17 protein-coding genes and 1 riboswitch are annotated in these 15,116 nt (G+C 43.1%); of the genes, 14 read left to right on the forward strand and 3 right to left on the reverse strand.

All coding sequences use genetic code 11. The features are described from left to right. The first annotated feature begins 127 nt into the window (after nt 1–127). The 5 genes from AR335_RS00385 to AR335_RS00405 all read left to right on the forward strand — a co-directional run bounded on the left by AR335_RS00385 (nt 128) and on the right by AR335_RS00405 (nt 6,061). Nucleotides 128–1,159: a YkvI family membrane protein gene (locus AR335_RS00385; protein ID WP_062231142.1), complete on the forward strand. Its 1,032-nt coding sequence runs from the start codon at nt 128–130 to the stop codon at nt 1,157–1,159. Nucleotides 1,160–1,243: 84 nt separating this feature from the next. Beyond that, nucleotides 1,244–3,595, forward strand: a complete 2,352-nt coding sequence (locus AR335_RS00390) for an FdhF/YdeP family oxidoreductase (RefSeq protein WP_062231145.1) — start codon at nt 1,244–1,246, stop codon at nt 3,593–3,595. Between the two features lie 139 nt (nt 3,596–3,734). Continuing rightward, nucleotides 3,735–5,084, forward strand: a complete 1,350-nt coding sequence (locus AR335_RS00395) for an APC family permease (protein ID WP_062231147.1) — start codon at nt 3,735–3,737, stop codon at nt 5,082–5,084. A 114-nt stretch (nt 5,085–5,198) separates the two neighbouring features. Beyond that, nucleotides 5,199–5,423, forward strand: coding sequence for a hypothetical protein (locus AR335_RS00400; protein ID WP_062231150.1), 225 nt, complete (start codon nt 5,199–5,201; stop codon nt 5,421–5,423). An 83-nt stretch (nt 5,424–5,506) separates the two neighbouring features. After that, nucleotides 5,507–6,061: a GerAB/ArcD/ProY family transporter gene (locus tag AR335_RS00405; RefSeq protein ID WP_062231153.1), complete on the forward strand. Its 555-nt coding sequence runs from the start codon at nt 5,507–5,509 to the stop codon at nt 6,059–6,061. Nucleotides 6,062–6,228: 167 nt separating this feature from the next. Here AR335_RS00405 and AR335_RS23395 read toward each other — a convergent pair whose 3' ends face one another. After that, nucleotides 6,229–7,185 carry a YecA family protein gene (locus tag AR335_RS23395; RefSeq protein WP_062231154.1) on the reverse strand — a complete coding sequence of 319 codons (957 nt, stop codon included), beginning with the start codon at nt 7,183–7,185 and terminating at the stop codon, nt 6,229–6,231. A gap of 154 nt (nt 7,186–7,339) precedes the next feature. On the opposite strand from AR335_RS23395, the gene AR335_RS00415 reads away from it, so the two are divergent. Beyond that, complete coding sequence (locus AR335_RS00415) at nt 7,340–8,206, forward strand: DUF4349 domain-containing protein (protein ID WP_062231156.1); 867 nt, start codon at nt 7,340–7,342, stop codon at nt 8,204–8,206. Nucleotides 8,207–8,219: 13 nt separating this feature from the next. On the opposite strand, the gene AR335_RS00420 is transcribed toward AR335_RS00415, so the two are convergent. Further along, on the reverse strand, nt 8,220–8,450 hold the full coding sequence (locus AR335_RS00420; protein WP_053354905.1) for an IDEAL domain-containing protein: 231 nt from the start codon (nt 8,448–8,450) through the stop codon (nt 8,220–8,222). Nucleotides 8,451–8,568: 118 nt separating this feature from the next. Further along, the gene (locus tag AR335_RS00425) at nt 8,569–8,820 is read right to left on the reverse strand and encodes a hypothetical protein (protein ID WP_062231158.1); all 252 of its coding nucleotides are present in this window, start codon (nt 8,818–8,820) and stop codon (nt 8,569–8,571) included. Nucleotides 8,821–8,974: 154 nt separating this feature from the next. Further along, a riboswitch (TPP riboswitch) is annotated at nt 8,975–9,080 on the forward strand. 141 nt (nt 9,081–9,221) lie between these two features. Between AR335_RS00425 and thiD the strand changes: the two genes are divergently transcribed. The 8 genes from thiD to AR335_RS00465 all read left to right on the forward strand — a co-directional run bounded on the left by thiD (nt 9,222) and on the right by AR335_RS00465 (nt 15,038). Continuing rightward, the gene (thiD, locus tag AR335_RS00430; protein ID WP_053354903.1) at nt 9,222–10,028 is read left to right on the forward strand and encodes a bifunctional hydroxymethylpyrimidine kinase/phosphomethylpyrimidine kinase; all 807 of its coding nucleotides are present in this window, start codon (nt 9,222–9,224) and stop codon (nt 10,026–10,028) included. Continuing rightward, nucleotides 10,025–10,822: a hydroxyethylthiazole kinase gene (gene thiM, locus AR335_RS00435; protein WP_062231160.1), complete on the forward strand. Its 798-nt coding sequence runs from the start codon at nt 10,025–10,027 to the stop codon at nt 10,820–10,822. The genes thiD and thiM overlap by 4 nt, the downstream gene beginning before the upstream one ends. A gap of 12 nt (nt 10,823–10,834) precedes the next feature. Continuing rightward, the gene (gene thiE / locus AR335_RS00440) at nt 10,835–11,503 is read left to right on the forward strand and encodes a thiamine phosphate synthase (RefSeq protein WP_062231162.1); all 669 of its coding nucleotides are present in this window, start codon (nt 10,835–10,837) and stop codon (nt 11,501–11,503) included. A gap of 67 nt (nt 11,504–11,570) precedes the next feature. Beyond that, the gene (locus AR335_RS00445) at nt 11,571–11,813 is read left to right on the forward strand and encodes a hypothetical protein (protein ID WP_062231164.1); all 243 of its coding nucleotides are present in this window, start codon (nt 11,571–11,573) and stop codon (nt 11,811–11,813) included. Between the two features lie 116 nt (nt 11,814–11,929). Further along, nucleotides 11,930–12,532: an ArsR/SmtB family transcription factor gene (locus AR335_RS00450; RefSeq protein ID WP_062231166.1), complete on the forward strand. Its 603-nt coding sequence runs from the start codon at nt 11,930–11,932 to the stop codon at nt 12,530–12,532. Further along, nucleotides 12,529–12,780, forward strand: coding sequence for a hypothetical protein (locus AR335_RS00455; RefSeq protein ID WP_053354898.1), 252 nt, complete (start codon nt 12,529–12,531; stop codon nt 12,778–12,780). Before AR335_RS00450 ends, AR335_RS00455 begins: the two co-directional genes overlap by 4 nt. A 24-nt stretch (nt 12,781–12,804) precedes the next feature. Then, entirely contained in the window at nt 12,805–13,386 is a 582-nt protein-coding gene (gene clpP / locus AR335_RS00460; protein ID WP_053354897.1) for an ATP-dependent Clp endopeptidase proteolytic subunit ClpP, read from the forward strand. A 125-nt stretch (nt 13,387–13,511) separates the two neighbouring features. Beyond that, on the forward strand, nt 13,512–15,038 hold the full coding sequence (locus AR335_RS00465; protein ID WP_062231169.1) for an MDR family MFS transporter: 1,527 nt from the start codon (nt 13,512–13,514) through the stop codon (nt 15,036–15,038). Nucleotides 15,039–15,116 lie beyond the last annotated feature (78 nt).

A 15,116-nucleotide genomic window follows, 5' to 3' on the forward strand; every position in this document is an offset into this window, starting at 1 on the left:
ACCCTGCAAAAATCAATAACAGAGCTTAATGTTTAAACGTAGAGCGTACCGGCTCTCACAGGGCCCTTCTAATTTCCTCGTACAGGCATACATTTAAACGGAGAGGTCGAGTTGAGTGGAGGGCAGGATGGGTATTCGGCGAAAACAGATCATTCAAATAGCCGCCACCTATATCGGGACGGTTGTAGGAGCGGGTTTTGCAACAGGAAGAGAGATCGTGGAGTTTTTTACCGTCCATGGTTCAGCTGGTTTCCTGGGAATCTTAATCAGCGGTTTCTTATTTATTTTTTTGGGGACGAAAGTTATGCTGCTGGCCCGAACGATTGGGGCGGATACCTATGAATCGTTAAACCGGTATTTATTTGGAGACCGATTTGCTTCGGGAATTAATTTCATCATGTTCATCATGCTGTTTGGTGTCACTTCGGTCATGCTGTCAGGAACGGGAGCCTTATTTTCAGAACAGCTTCATTTGCCGTTTCATGCAGGTATCATGCTAACGATCATCCTGTGCTTTTTGGTGATGCAAAAAGGAATGAACGGAATTTTGTGGACCAATTCAGTAATCGTTCCGGTCATGATTTTATTCTCCTTGATCGTTTCCGTATCGATGCTTTTTTCTCCCATAGAAGCTCCCCTTATTAGAACAGAAGACTTTACTCAGCATTGGAAATGGCTGCTCAGCCCCTTTACATATGCTGCCTTTAATTTGACCTTGTCACAGGCCGTTCTCGTGCCATTAAGCCGTGAAGCAGAAGATGATACAGTCATTAAATGGGGAGGGGCCCTCGGTGGATTAGGCCTTACATTTATCCTTTTGAACAGCCATTTTGCTCTATACTTAGTGCCGCAGTCTGTACAATATGAAATTCCGGTAGCAGAGATCATCAGCAAACTGGGTATTTTTGTCCACTTTCTATTTTTGATTGTGGTTTATGGGGAGATTTTCACCACATTGATCGGCAATTTATTCGGGCTGATCGAACCGATGAAACAATCTTTCCAGTTATCTTCCAATGTCATTTTAGGCCTTTTAATGGGAGGCGGATATGCCATCAGTTTGTTTGGGTATTCCTCTCTTCTCCATTATCTCTATCCGCTTTTTGGTGTCATCGGTCTGTCGTACCTGGCGATCCTTGCTTTTAAAAAGAGTTATTAGGTGCAGGGATAATCAGAATATACAGGATGTCCCTTTCTTAAAATAGTAGAAAGAATCGTCACAAGCAGACAAAGGGGCGATGGTATGGGAAATACAAAGCATACAGGGCCAGTATCTCTTCCGCTCAAGCCGGATCCCTCACTTTGGGCGAGTCCTGTTCCATTTGGTTATGGGAAAAACAAACCTCATCATGTAAGAGACACACTGAAAGCAGCATGGGAGAACCGTGATAACTTGAAATATGCAGCAAAAATATTGAACGAGGGGGTATGTGACGGATGTGCACTTGGTGTTTCCGGATTGCGTGATCAGACCCTTTCAGGGATGCATCTATGCACCACCCGGCTCAATGTGCTTCGTTTAAACACAATGCCGGCAATACCTGAAAAAATGCTGCATGATGATATACAAAACTTAAGGAAATACAGCAGTTCCGAGCTTCGTCAGCTTGGCAGAATTCCTTACCCGCTGATTAGAAAAAAAGGAGATCAGCATTTTCGGCGGATCACCTGGGATGAAGCACTAAATACGATTGCCACAAAAATAAAAGCCATTTCTCCGAAACAGCTTGCGTTCTATTTGACTTCCAGGGGAATAACGAATGAATCCTATTATATAGCAGCAAAAGCAGCTCGTTTTATTGGAACGAATAATATTGATAACGCCTCGCGAATCTGCCATTCTCCCTCTAAGACAGCTTTAAACCGGATGCTTGGTATAGGGGCATCAAGCTGCAGCTATAAGGATTGGATCGGGACCGACGTTCTTGTGTTCTGGGGATCTGTTTCAGCGAACAACCAGCCGGTTACTACAAAGTATATTTATGCTGCCAAAAGAAAGGGAACAAAAGTAATTATCATCAATCCCTATGCAGAGCCTTCCATGGAACGCTATTGGATTCCTTCCATTCCTGATTCAGCTGTATTCGGTACCAAAATTGCTGATGATTTTTATCAAGTAAAGATTGGCGGGGATATTGCACTGATGAATGGAATCATTAAGCACTGGTTTGAGATGGAGCGTAAAGAGAGAGGTTCAGCTCTGGAGCATTCGTTTATTAACGAGCATGTAAAAGGGCTTGAAGAGATGAAACGTCATGTGCGCGGTCTGACGTGGGAAAACCTTGAAAAGTCTTCGGGCATAGGGAGAGAGCGAATCTGCGAACTGGCAGAGATCCTGGCCTGCTCAAAGTCGGGTGTATTTGTCTGGTCAATGGGTCTGACCCAGCATAGGTTTGGCACCGATAATGTGTCACAGATTGTTAATCTCGCACTGCTCAGAGGATTTCTGGGCCGGGAAAATTGCGGTTTGATGCCTATTCGCGGGCATTCGGGTGTCCAGGGTGCAGGTGAGATGGGAGCCGATCCCTTTAGTTTGCCGGGCGGCGGATTTGATGAGAGAACACGGCAGCGCGTACAATCGGTTTGGGGTTTTGCTATACCAGACTGGCAAGGAGACATACTAGGCATCAGCCTGGAGAATGCTCTCCTTACTGAAGATGCAGACAGAAAGCTGAAGCTGTATTACATGTCAGGCGGGAACTTTTTGGAGACCATGCCAGATCCAGACTTTGTAAAGTCCTGTCTCGAAAACATAGAAGTCAGAGTCCATCAGGACATCATCCTTAATACATCTACTCTGCTTGATGCCAGGGATTGTGTCATCGTCCTTCCTGCAATGACAAGGTATGAACAGCCGGGTGGCGGGACTTCCACTTCAACCGAGAGAATGGTCTATTTTTCACCTGAAATTAATGGGCCGCGGATGGAAGAAGCACGTCCGGAATGGGAGATCTATAGTGAACTTGCTTCTAGAGTCAGGCCGGATCAAAGGCATATCATGCAATTCTCCGATGCAGAAGCAGTCAGAAAGGAGATTGCAATGGCTGCTCCAAACTATAAAGGGATACAGGATCTTTGCAAAAAAGGAGATGTGTTTCAATGGGGAGGTGCCTGGCTTTGTGAAGGAGGCATTTGCCCGACAAAAGACGGCAGGGGGCGGCTTTTTGCTATTGATCTGCCGGAACAGCGGCAGGGAAGAGGAGAATTTACCATTACGACAAGGAGAGGAAAACAGTTCAATTCCATGGTTTATCATAAAACGGATCCTTTTAACCAAGCATCCAGAGAAGACGTACTCCTTCACTTGAAGGACGTTTTAGAGCTTGGTTTACGGGAAGGAGAATCCGTTGTGGTTTACAATCGGCACGGTTTGTTTCGGGGCCGGGTGAAGATTGCAGACATAAAAAGGCGTAACGCCGCTTTATACTGGCCAGAAGCCAATTGTTTAATCCCTAAAGGTGTTTATGAAAGATCTGCTGGAATTCCGGAATACAATTCAGGAGCCTTGATTGAAAAGGCTGAAGTATTTTATGCCCAAAAAGACAAGGCATATAAAGAGAAAAGGCTGGCTGAGTCAGAATTAGATGATGATTAAGTTCTTAGTAGTATATTTGGATTTTTTTGAATACTATTACTATTTTTGAGCGTAGTGACAGATGATCCCGGCTATGATAAAGTTTTTAAAAGAAAGTCCTTCTAGAATAGACAAAAATAGTTTGGGAGTGGACAGAAAAGTGAACACAGAAGCAGGTCTCAAAAAAGACATCGGGCTTTCAGTGGCGATGTCTATTGTAATTGGAACAGTGATCGGATCAGGTATCTTTATGAAGCCAGGAAAGGTAATTGAGTATGCTGGAGGCTCCAATATGGCGCTGCTTGCCTGGATACTGGGGGGACTCATCACCCTGGCAGGCGGCCTGACCATTGCAGAAGTTGCCACTCAAATTCCAAAAACAGGCGGGCTATACGTCTATATGGAAGAAGTATACGGAAAAGTATGGGGTTATTTAAGCGGATGGGTTCAGACGGTCATCTACGGACCTGCTGTCATTGGAGGGCTTGGACTCTATTTTGGCTCTTTGATCACGAACCTTTTTGGATGGAATGAAAAGACCGGTCCATGGATTGGCATTATAACCGTTATTTTCTTGGCGGCCATTAATAGTTTCGGCACCAAGTACGGGGGAATTGTTCAGAACGCCGCAACGATAGGAAAGCTGCTGCCTATTATTTTAATTATTGTGTTTGGGATCTGGAAAGGAAATGAAGAAGTCCTGAATGCAGGCAGCGGACTAACAGGCGAGATTAGTATGGGAGCAGCCATATTGGCGACATTGTGGGCATATGATGGATGGCTGATGGTTGGTTTTGTAGCAGGTGAAATGAAGAACCCTGCAAAAATTCTTCCTAAAGCCATCGTGGGCGGTATTCTTGTTGTCACAGCAGCTTACCTCCTTGTAAATGTAGCTATGTTTCATGTACTTCCTGCAAGCACGATCGTCGACCTCGGCGAGAACTCTGCAGGTAGAGCAGCTTCCTTATTATTCGGAGATATTGGCGGAAAGCTGATTGCTATTGGAATCGCCGTTTCTATTTTCGGTTGTCTTAATGGGAAAATTCTGACGTTCCCAAGGGTAACGTACGCCATGGCTCAACGCAAGCAGCTTCCGGCATCCCGCTTTCTGGCTTCTGTTTCAGAAAAGTTTGGAACACCGATCCCTGCGACAGGGCTGCAAGTCGTGTTTGCCGTTATTCTGATGCTTGTTTCCAACCCGGATTACCTATCAGCCATGGCGATATTTGCAATTTATATTTTTTACATTTTTGCCTTCTATGCCGTCTTTTTATTGAGAAAAAGAAACAAAGAGAAAAAAAGGACGTACAGCGTTCCTCTGTTTCCGTTTGTTCCAGCGTTTGCGATCATAGGGGCTGGTTATATCGTGATTGCGACGATCTTTGAAAATCCGAGGGACAGCTTAACTGCAATCGCTGTGACTTTGTTGGGCTTGCCGCTGTATTGGTATTTAAATAGAAATAAAGGCAAAACTTCAAGTGATGAATTCTTGAAACAACAAGCAAAATAATCGTCATTATCTATTTGCTCTGCTGAGTTTTCAGCAGGGCTTTTTGTTTTATCGAATAAAAAGGCAGCTTACTACAGAAAATGAGAAGTAAACAAAGTGGAGGTGAATGAATGGATGAAGATCAGGAAACGTTTAAAACGACGGCCGATTGCAGGTTCAGAAGCTAAAGCTTATGAAAATATTGAAGTTTCTTTACAGATTGATGAAAACCTTGATCACTTGAAAAATATCTTAGGTGAGAGCATGGATGTGAAGATCCTGCCCGTTATATGCTCATCATCGTATTTTACTCGCTTCATTTGTGTTCGTATGTCGTCAGAAATGTCAGCAACTTCATGATATCATGCGTACTCCCGGATACGAACGCATGGACGTTTCAGATTATGCTGATTCTTGTTTCTCTGTATTCCTGCTAATATGGGTTGAACAATATTGCACGTGTAAACGAATTCTTAAACCCCATCATGGCGGTTCTGTTTATCGCATCGCTTTTATTAACGCTGAACCGATTCGATATCAGGTACTTTAAGCCGGTTTTGGAACAGCCTCTTTCTAAGGTCATGCAGGGGGCTTATACGACGACCGGTTTTCCATTTATTGAAGTCATATTGTTAGGCACGGTTTTTACGTATGTCAGGAAAAAGAAAAAGCTGATGAGATCCTACTTAAATGCTATTGTCGCGTCAGGAATTATACTCCTCATTACAATTATCGTGGCAATAGGCTGTGACGGCTACTACATGGTAAGCCGGACTATGTTTCCTACATTTGAATTGATGCGTGCCATTAATATTGTTAAACTTTTGGAGCGGATTGAGGTACTGATAGCCGTTGTTTGGATCGTCGGGATTTTTGCCAAAATCGTAATCTGTTTTCTTGCTGCTATGATGGGACTGCAGCAGGTTGCCAAGCACCATTCTTATGGATCGTTTTTTTCTTCCTGCGGGTTTGCTTGTATTGGCAATGAGCAACCATGAACACAGCAATACGATGGAATTTACCGATTTCGTCGCAAAAAACTGGACGCTCTGGTGGTTTACTCTATATATTCTTTTGATTGTGGTGCTGATCATTGGAGTAATCCTTAAAAAAAATAAGAGATCTGAACCATAAAAAGAACCCGCCCATTTGAGCAGGTTCTTTTTTAGTTTAAAGCAGTTTTAAGCTGACGGTATTTTGCAGAAAGGCTGGATGCGGAAGTGCCATAGCGTTTGGCTACTTCAGATTGTGTGGCAGGCTCATTCAGGACGTCCTTGGACGCCAAATAATGAAGAGCGGCTGCATAGGGCTGTTCTTTACGGATAATTGGATTTTGTGTCTTGTTCCACACATTCCAAATTCTTTCTGCCTCATTGTAGATCTCCTCTGATGTGTTCTCTTTAAGCAAAGATAGAACTCTATCGGCCTGCTGCGGCACAGCGTCTTCATCAGCTGCTTTCTCTAGTTTCGACAAAAGAACTTGTAGAGCTTTAGGAAAATCATCTTTCAAGGTTATTTTCAAGTCAGTCAGCGCATCTAAGCGTTTTTGCAATTCTCCCTGAGGAATCTCTGCAAAATCAATGTAAAATTCGTAATGTTCTCCAGTGTAGATAATAGAACCTGCTAGATCGGTTCCGTCGTGTGGAAGAATCTCAGAATTAAATTCGACCGTGTATTCCTGATCGGTCATCACATCTTGTAATAAAAAGGTATTTCGGTTCACTTTTGAGATCATTTTATAAACAGAAGGGAAACTCTTCTCCCAGTCTGCTATGATATCCAAGATTTCCGGCTGTTCTTTCCCTTTTTGCTCTTTAAGGTAATACGAAATTGGTGATCTGCCGTCCTTCACGTCAGAATGGAACATCAGCCAGCAAACCATCAGATTCGCATACGTTTGTTCTTCATCTCTTCCAATCTTGTATTTTTCTATGTAATTGCGTGTTTGGCTCCCCATTTCTTCATGAAAATGGTCAAAGGCAAACTTAGCTAAGCCTTCCTGATGGCGGCTCACTTCCACAATTTTGTTTAATTGAACGGTTGTGACCGATCGAAAACAGCAATTCTTATATTTTTTCCCGCTGCCGCATGGACACGGTTCGTTTCTTCCTACTTTGTTCATGTTACCCTCCGTACTTCACTGCTCTTGTTGTAAATAAATCACTTTGTAAATACTAGCATATTCGGGTGATATTGCAACTCAAAGCTATAAAATTACCATATATTGTAACGAATAGGTGCTTTGGGTCGTCTATAGATTAAAGGGGGACATGATGATGATAAAAAAGAGAAATCAACAGTTTATGGCCGTATGGGTGCTGATCGTTTTAGTTCTTGCGTCGTGCAGCAGCAAGGATGAAAACATGGCATCAAAGTCGTCTGAAGGGGGAAGCTCTTCCACCATCATGAAAAGGGAATCCGCTAAAGAAGACAACCAGCCTGCTGCCGACCAAGGACGAAAAATGATTTACACGAGTGAAATTATAATAAGCGTTCAAAACATTAAGAAGGCCCGGAGTGAAGTGGAACAACTCACAAAACAAATGGGCGGCTATATCGCTGAAAGTGAATTCTTGTCTGAAGAAGAAGGGCAAAATGGGGGTTACCTGAAAATAAGAATTCCAAAGGAAGATTTTCTTGTTTTCACAAAAAAGGCAGGAGAATTAAGTTCTGGGAGCCCTCATGAAATCATAAATGGACGAGATGTTACAGAGGAATATACTGACTTGGAAGCAAGGCTGAAGGCAAAGCGCATTGTTCGTAACCGTTTGGAAAGCTTCATGAAAAATGCAGTAAAAACAGAGGATCTCCTTGCCATATCAAAAGAACTATCAGGAGTGCAGGAACAAATTGAAAAAATCCAGGGCAGAATAAACTATTTAGAGAATCAAAGCGATTTTTCAACGGTTACGGTCCATTTTGATGTGAAAAATATTAGAACGAAGAACAATAAAGAGCTGAATACCTGGGGAAAGTCAAAGACTTTATTTAAAGAGACGTGGAATGGACTGGTTCATACTATTTCCTATCTTATTATTGCACTCATTGGATTGTCGCCTGTCATTATCCTTTTCGTGGCTATTGGAGGAGCATGGCTTTACTTAAGAAGAAAACAGCGTTCAAAAAAAGAAACCAAACCGTAAAAGGTTTGGTTTCTTATCCAAGGAATTTTATATATTCATCTGTCAGTTTCATGAACAGTTTTTCATCACGTTTTTCCAGGGCTTCATCTATTTTTTCTTTATAACGTTTCATCTGATGGGCGTGCAGCGACTCATCAAGGATCATCTGAGCAACCATATTAAAAGCGAACGGGTCATTTTTCTTCTGAAGTTTATATTTCACAAGATCGTTCATGTCTTTATTATACGATGTATTGTCTTTCATGCTCTATTCCTCCTTGAACTTTTTTGCAGAAGCTTGTAGGATTGAAAGCTCATGCGTTAATGGGTTTTTACTAGTATACTTATCAATGGTAATAATAGCAACAGTTTAATCTGAAAATTTAGTTTTTTTCATTTTGCTTCTCAATTTTTAAATCAGCCAGGACTTCATCTACAGAATGGAATTTTTTACTGTCCAGCTGTTCACCGCCTTCCATATCAAATACTTTTAATTCGTAAACATCTTCTGCAGGGTTATATTTGACTTCGACGGGATTGGTGTAATTTCTTGAGAAGGATTCTTCTGTTTGTGAATGACTGTAAACATCTTCTGGATTTTGTTTTAAATTTTGCAGTTTCTCTCTAATATTCATAATTTCTCTCCCTCCAGATTTTCTATCGGGTGTTGTATAAATAATGCCCGTATCCGTTCGTTTTTAAACACAGCAGCCTAACTTTTCGACAAATTTTATCCCTTGTTTGACGCTTTGGCCGCTGTCATATAGGATAGAAATAACATCATACATCGTATACCACTAGGGGAGCTTTGATTTAAAGCTGAGAAAAGAAATGTCTTTGACCCTTTGAACCTGATTCGGTTAATACTGGCGGAGGGAAGTGGCTTAAACTTTTATCAGAATTCATGTTTAAGCCGCCTTCTCTTCAGATGGCGGCTTTTTAGCGGTCGAAGGAGGTCATGTTCAGCTTCAGTGCACAGGGACCTTAACAGAACGGGCCACTTGCGCTCTTCTAGTGGTGAAAGGAGTTCTTCCATATGTTAAAAACACCAAAAGCATTAACAGTTGCAGGATCAGATTCAGGAGGGGGAGCAGGAATCCAGGCCGATTTAAAGACGTTTCAGGAATTGGGAGCCTATGGAATGTCTGTCATCACAGCTGTGACCGCACAGAATACATTAGGTGTTCAGGGGATCCACCCGGTACCTGTTGAGATGATCATGAAACAGTTAAACAGCATAGAAGAGGATCTTCGTCCTGAAGCTTTAAAAACGGGTATGCTTTTCAGTGCAGAAATTATAGAAGCGGTATCTCATCATATTCGAAAGTATGAATGGAAAAACGTTGTTGTGGATCCTGTAATGATCGCGAAAGGGGGGGCTGACCTTCTGAGAAGGGATGCAGTAGAAGCCCTGAAAAAACAGCTGATTCCTCTAGCCTCGATCCTGACACCGAATATTCCCGAAGCTGAGCAGCTAACTGGAAGAAGCATTTCCACAAAGCAAGACAGGGAGGATGCTGCAAAATTTTTGCATGATTTAGGAGCAGGAATGATCGTAATCAAAGGAGGCCATCTCTCTCATGATAAAGCGCCAGTCGACTTGTTTTATGATGGCGAGAAGATGCATGAGCTGGAAGGAAGAAGGATTGATACACCGCAAACCCATGGAACCGGCTGTACGTTTGCAGCTGCCATTGCTGCTGAACTGGCACTTGGAAAAACCCCGTTTCATGCTGTAAAAACAGCGAAAACTTTTATTCAGGAAGCAATCAGCCACCCGCTTCATATTGGCAGCGGGCATGGGCCGACAAACCATTGGGCATACAGGAGGAATCAGGCATGAACGAACTGAGTGTGCTTTTAGAAGACATTAGAAAGAAAAAACCTCTGATTCATCACATTACTAACCATGTAACGATGAATTTTTTAGCGAACGGCATCTTGGCAGCTGGAGGAAGCCCGATGATGGCTCATCATTATGAAGAGGCTGAAGAAGCCGTCATGGCAGCTGACGCACTGGTTTTAAATATTGGAACCGTTGAACCTGACTTAGTTAATGCAATGGTTTTGGCTGGAAAAAAAGCGAAGGAACTGGGCATTCCTGTCATTTTGGATCCGGTGGGTGCAGGACTTTCCCAATTAAGGAAGAAAGCCGTTGAAGAGCTGGTAGAAAAGGTTTCTCCCGATGTCATTTGCGGCAATGCTGCAGAAATCTCCTTTTTGTATGGAGGTGACTGGGGTGGCAAAGGGGTTGATGGTGAACTATCAGGAAACGATGATGAGCTTGCTTTGCATGCGGCCAGAAAGCTCGGTTCGGTCATTGTCATTACAGGAAAACAGGATGCAGTGAGTGATGGAAAGGAATGCATAGCGATTATTGGCGGACATGAAATATTGTCTTACGTGACAGGGACCGGCTGTTTTTCAACCTCTCTCATCGGTTTGTTTATGGCCAGATCTCTGGAAACCGGCCTTTCCTGCTGCCTGAGGGCAGCGGGCGCTTTGACGATGCTGGGAATCTGTGCTGAACGGGCTCAAGCCGTTTCGGCAGGACCAGGCTCCTTTCAGACAGCATTATTGGATGAGCTCTATCTATTAAACCCTGAAGACTTGAAAACGGCCGGCAGGTGGAGCTAAGGAGGCTTACAGATGGAATATAATACGCTTAAACAGCAGTTGAAAGTTTATTTTATTATGGGAAGCTTAAACTGCAGAGCTGAACCTGAACAAGTGCTGGAGCAAGCGCTAAAGGGAGGAGCGACACTTTTTCAATATCGTGAAAAGGGCGAAGGGTGTCTATCACCTGATCAGAAATATGCCTTAGCTCTTAGCTTGCAGAAAATCTGCGGAAAATACCATGTTCCTTTTATTATTAATGATGATATCGATCTCATGATCAGCCTGAATGCCGATGGTCTGCATGTCGGGCAGGAGGATGGAGATCTCAATCAAATCCGCAGCCGCATCCCCGATAAAATTCTTGGCGTTTCGGTTCACAATGTTGAAGAAGCAGAAGATGCATTACGGGCTGGAGCAGATTATTTAGGAGTGGGCCCGATTTTTGATACAAGTACAAAGATGGATACGCGTGATGTTATGGGGTTTTCTGTCTTAAAAGAGCTAAGAGCAGCAGGGATTACAGCACCAATCGTGGGAATAGGCGGCATTTTTAGAGAAAACGCATTTGAAGTAATCGAAGCCGGAGCGGATGGAGTATCTGTCATATCAGCCATCAGCCAGCATGTGGATCCAGAGAAGGCGGCAAGCGGTCTGCTTGAACGGGTAGAGAAGGCATGGAAAGCAAGACTCATTAATTAAATAGGGATGTCACCGAACAACCGTGTTCTTCGTACTATAAAAGAGTACGCAAGAAAGAGGTGCCACGATGAAAAAGAAAAGTAAGATATGGGTGTATTCGGAAATGGTACTGCTGTTCCTCGGCTTTTTGCTGGCTCTATGGAATGGAATGTACATTAACAGTCCGGCCCTGTTATTCGGAATCTTAGCTGCAGTATTTTTGTTTCGTGCCATTGAACGATATTATTTCAAACTTAAAACAGAGTTTTTTTTCAATACAGCTATGGTATTAATCTTTATCCTATTGGCCGTTATGCCGCTATTAAAGTGACAGAAGCACAAGCTTCTGCCACTTTTTTTGATTAAAATTAGAAATGTTTGACAAAGATAAGCCTATCGTAATAAAATGATTTTACGTAAAATAAAATTTTTAAGTGAGGTGAACCAGTGAAAAAGAATGTATCGATTGAAGAGACGTATCTTGTAACGCTGCCTGAGCAGGCTGCTGCTTTGCTCCATCCCATTCGTTCCGAGATGCTCAGTACTCTAAAAGAACCGGCTTCTGCAACAGAAATAGCAAAGCTGCTCAATGAGTCACCTCAGAAGATCAATTACCATCTAAAGGCTTTAGAAAAAGTAGGGCTTGTTTTCAGAGCAGGAACGAGGAATGTGAGGAATTTGGTAGAAGTACTTTATCAAGCAGTAGCCAAAACGTTAATTTTTTCTGACTCTCTTGGCTTGTCACCGGAAACTTCACAGAAATTAAAAGATCAGCATGCGCTAGCCCACGTTCTCACCTTAACTGAAACCATGAAGAAAGATGCGCTGCAGCTCATGGAAAAAGCAGAGGATGAACAAATTCCAAGTGCCATTCTGCAAGCTTCAGTTTCCTTGTCCAATGAGGAGGAACGCAACCAGTTCATTAATGAGTATTTCTCACTGCTTCACCAGCTTGTTGGCAAATATCAGTCTGGAAAAAATGAGCAAGGCGAAGAATATCAGGTGTCTATTGCTGTCTATCCAAAACCGGAGGGAGGAATCGAGGGATGAATGAAGTGAAAAAGCATCCTTCTCTTGCCTGGGAAAAGAGCAAGAAGCAGGCAGATCAAGCCGATAAAGTCATAGCTTTAGTAGAGAAGCGGACTGAAAGGGAAGAGGCCGGGCAAGAAGAAATCAGAACGGAAATTTCGATTGAAAGTGAAGATAATACCCCGGTAAAAGTCATTTATATTACGTCCGGATTCGGAAAAATCGCATCAGAAGGCGCAGCTTCCACACCGATTTGCCAGGCTGCATAACGATTCTATAGGAGGAAGATGAAAATGAATTTAGTCCCAATGGTAGTGGAAACAACTAACCGTGGTGAGCGTTCCTACGATATTTATTCCCGGCTTTTGAAAGACCGTATCATCATCATTGGAAGTGCCATCGATGATAATGTAGCCAATTCTGTTGTGGCTCAGCTCCTGTTTCTCGCAGCGGAAGATCCGGAAAAAGATATTTCCATCTACATCAATTCTCCAGGAGGGTCGGTTACCGCGGGATTGGCGATCTATGACACAATGCAGTTCATCAAGCCTGCTGTTTCAACCATCTGCATAGGAATGGCTGCTTCCATGGGTGCCATTCTGCTGGTCGCGGGGGCAGAAGGCAAACGGTTTGCCCTCCCAAACGCAGAAGTCATGATTCATCAGCCACTAGGAGGAACACAAGGGCAGGCTGCAGATATGATCATCCATGCCAAGCGAATTATAAAAACGAGAGAAATCTTAAATAAGATCATTTCAGACCGTTCAGGACAGCCGCTTGAGCGTGTCGAAAAAGATACCGACCGAGATTTCTTCATGACGGCAGCACAAGCTCTTGAATACGGGATCATCAATAAAATCATTGAAAAATTATAAGTCGTTTTTTTTGGAGAGGAAGAGCGCTGCCGCTCTTCCTTTTTGATTTTCCGGCAGGATTTAAATTCTAAAAGTCGAAAACTATATACCGGTCTATTTCATTAACATTTCAAGGAGACAAAAATATGGTTAATCAAAAGAGCAACAAAAATTTTGTTGTTGCAGGCCTGCTGCTCGGAATTCTCATGTCCGCTATGGACAACACAATAGTGGCAACAGCCCTCGGAACAATCGTTGCTGAATTGGGTGAGCTGGACAAGTTCATTTGGGTAACATCCTCGTACATGATTGCGTCAGTGGCAAGTATGCTTATTTTCGGAAAACTTTCTGACATGTATGGAAGGAAAAATTTTTATATTACAGGTCTGGGTCTCTTTATTATCGGATCGGTTCTGTGCGGAATGGCAGACAGTATGACACAGCTTTCCGTTTACCGTGCGATACAGGGAATCGGAGGTGGTGCCCTGATGCCGATTGCCTTTACGATCATTTTTGATATCTTTCCGGTAGAGCAGCGAGGGAAAATGACAGGCCTTTTTGGTGCCGTCTTTGGAATGTCCAGTGTCTTCGGTCCTCTGCTAGGTGCATATTTGACCGACTACTTGGATTGGAGGTGGATTTTCTATGTTAATTTGCCGCTCGGACTGCTTTCGCTTTTCTTTATCTTGAAGTATTATTTTGAATCTCTTGAGCACAGAGAACAAAAAATTGATTATTTAGGAGCGGGCTTGCTCGTAGCTTCGATCGTCAGCTTGATGTTTGCCCTCGAATTCGGAGGAAAAGATTATGAATGGGATTCCGCACTTATCCTATCTTTATTTGCTGCATTTGCCGTTCTCTTTATCCTTTTTATTCTAGTAGAACGACGTGCGGCAGACCCTATCGTTTCTTTGAATCTCTTTAAAAGCAGACTGTTTCTGTCCAGTCAGGGCATCGCCTTTTTCTACGGTTCTGTCTTTATACTAGCTACCATGTACATTCCCATTTACATACAAGGTGTGTTTGGCGGTTCGGCAACAAACGCTGGATTAATTTTAATGCCAATGATGATCGGGGTTGTGGTGGGGAGCCAGACAGGAGGGCGTACCGTCATCAACTCTTCCTATCGAAATGTGATGCTCGTTTCCGGCAGCATTTTCCTGGTGGGTGTTTACTTGCTGAGCACCATGTCAGCCGACACTTCTCGGCTTATGGTCACTCTATATATGGTTCTGACAGGAATTGGAGTAGGGTTCTCCTTCCCTGTTCTAAGTATGGCTTCTGTCCATATGCTTGATCCTCGTCAGAGGGGATCTGCTAACTCACAGAATGCATTCTTCCGCCTGATTGGAATGACTCTCGGTATCACCATCTTCGGTACGATTCAGAATAATCTGCTGACCGATAAATTAAAAGATGCATTGCCTCAGTTCTCTAAGTTTCAAAAGAATGTTGATTCGCGGGCTCTCCTTCAGCCGGAGGTGCGTAAACAAATACCGCCTGAAGTCCTCGATAAAATGACGGGAATTCTGGCAGATTCCATTGCAAAAATCTTTCAGTACTCCCTGATCTCTGTGGTCATCGCTCTGCTGTTCATTATCTTTATGGGCAAGGCCCGTGTGAAAGAATCCGACAATGCAGAAAGCGGAAGAAGAAAAGCATCAGAAGAGTAATCTTCTGATGCTTTTTTTGTATAGCTCCATCGTTCTTCTTTTTATTTGTAAAAATTCGTAAAAGAATGATAATCTTTA

The organism is Fictibacillus sp. FJAT-27399, from assembly GCF_001510655.1.
GTDB classification, from domain to species: domain Bacteria; phylum Bacillota; class Bacilli; order Bacillales; family Fictibacillaceae; genus Fictibacillus_C; species Fictibacillus_C marinisediminis.

Excerpts from the sequence above, each read along its gene's own strand:
- AR335_RS00390 (WP_062231145.1), top strand. The coding sequence starts at position 1,244 with ATGGGAAATACAAAGCATACAGGGCCAGTATCTCTTCCGCTCAAGCCG.
- AR335_RS00400 (WP_062231150.1), top strand. The coding sequence starts at position 5,199 with ATGAAGATCAGGAAACGTTTAAAACGACGGCCGATTGCAGGTTCAGAA.
- AR335_RS23395 (WP_062231154.1), bottom strand. The coding sequence starts at position 7,185 with ATGAACAAAGTAGGAAGAAACGAACCGTGTCCATGCGGCAGCGGGAAA.
- AR335_RS00425 (WP_062231158.1), bottom strand. The coding sequence starts at position 8,820 with ATGAATATTAGAGAGAAACTGCAAAATTTAAAACAAAATCCAGAAGAT.
- thiD (WP_053354903.1), top strand. The coding sequence starts at position 9,222 with ATGTTAAAAACACCAAAAGCATTAACAGTTGCAGGATCAGATTCAGGA.
- AR335_RS00445 (WP_062231164.1), top strand. The coding sequence starts at position 11,571 with ATGAAAAAGAAAAGTAAGATATGGGTGTATTCGGAAATGGTACTGCTG.
- clpP (WP_053354897.1), top strand. The coding sequence starts at position 12,805 with ATGAATTTAGTCCCAATGGTAGTGGAAACAACTAACCGTGGTGAGCGT.
- AR335_RS00465 (WP_062231169.1), top strand. The coding sequence starts at position 13,512 with ATGGTTAATCAAAAGAGCAACAAAAATTTTGTTGTTGCAGGCCTGCTG.
- AR335_RS00455 (WP_053354898.1), top strand. The coding sequence starts at position 12,529 with ATGAATGAAGTGAAAAAGCATCCTTCTCTTGCCTGGGAAAAGAGCAAG.
- AR335_RS00385 (WP_062231142.1), top strand. The coding sequence starts at position 128 with ATGGGTATTCGGCGAAAACAGATCATTCAAATAGCCGCCACCTATATC.
- thiM (WP_062231160.1), top strand. The coding sequence starts at position 10,025 with ATGAACGAACTGAGTGTGCTTTTAGAAGACATTAGAAAGAAAAAACCT.
- AR335_RS00420 (WP_053354905.1), bottom strand. The coding sequence starts at position 8,450 with ATGAAAGACAATACATCGTATAATAAAGACATGAACGATCTTGTGAAA.
- thiE (WP_062231162.1), top strand. The coding sequence starts at position 10,835 with ATGGAATATAATACGCTTAAACAGCAGTTGAAAGTTTATTTTATTATG.
- AR335_RS00415 (WP_062231156.1), top strand. The coding sequence starts at position 7,340 with ATGATAAAAAAGAGAAATCAACAGTTTATGGCCGTATGGGTGCTGATC.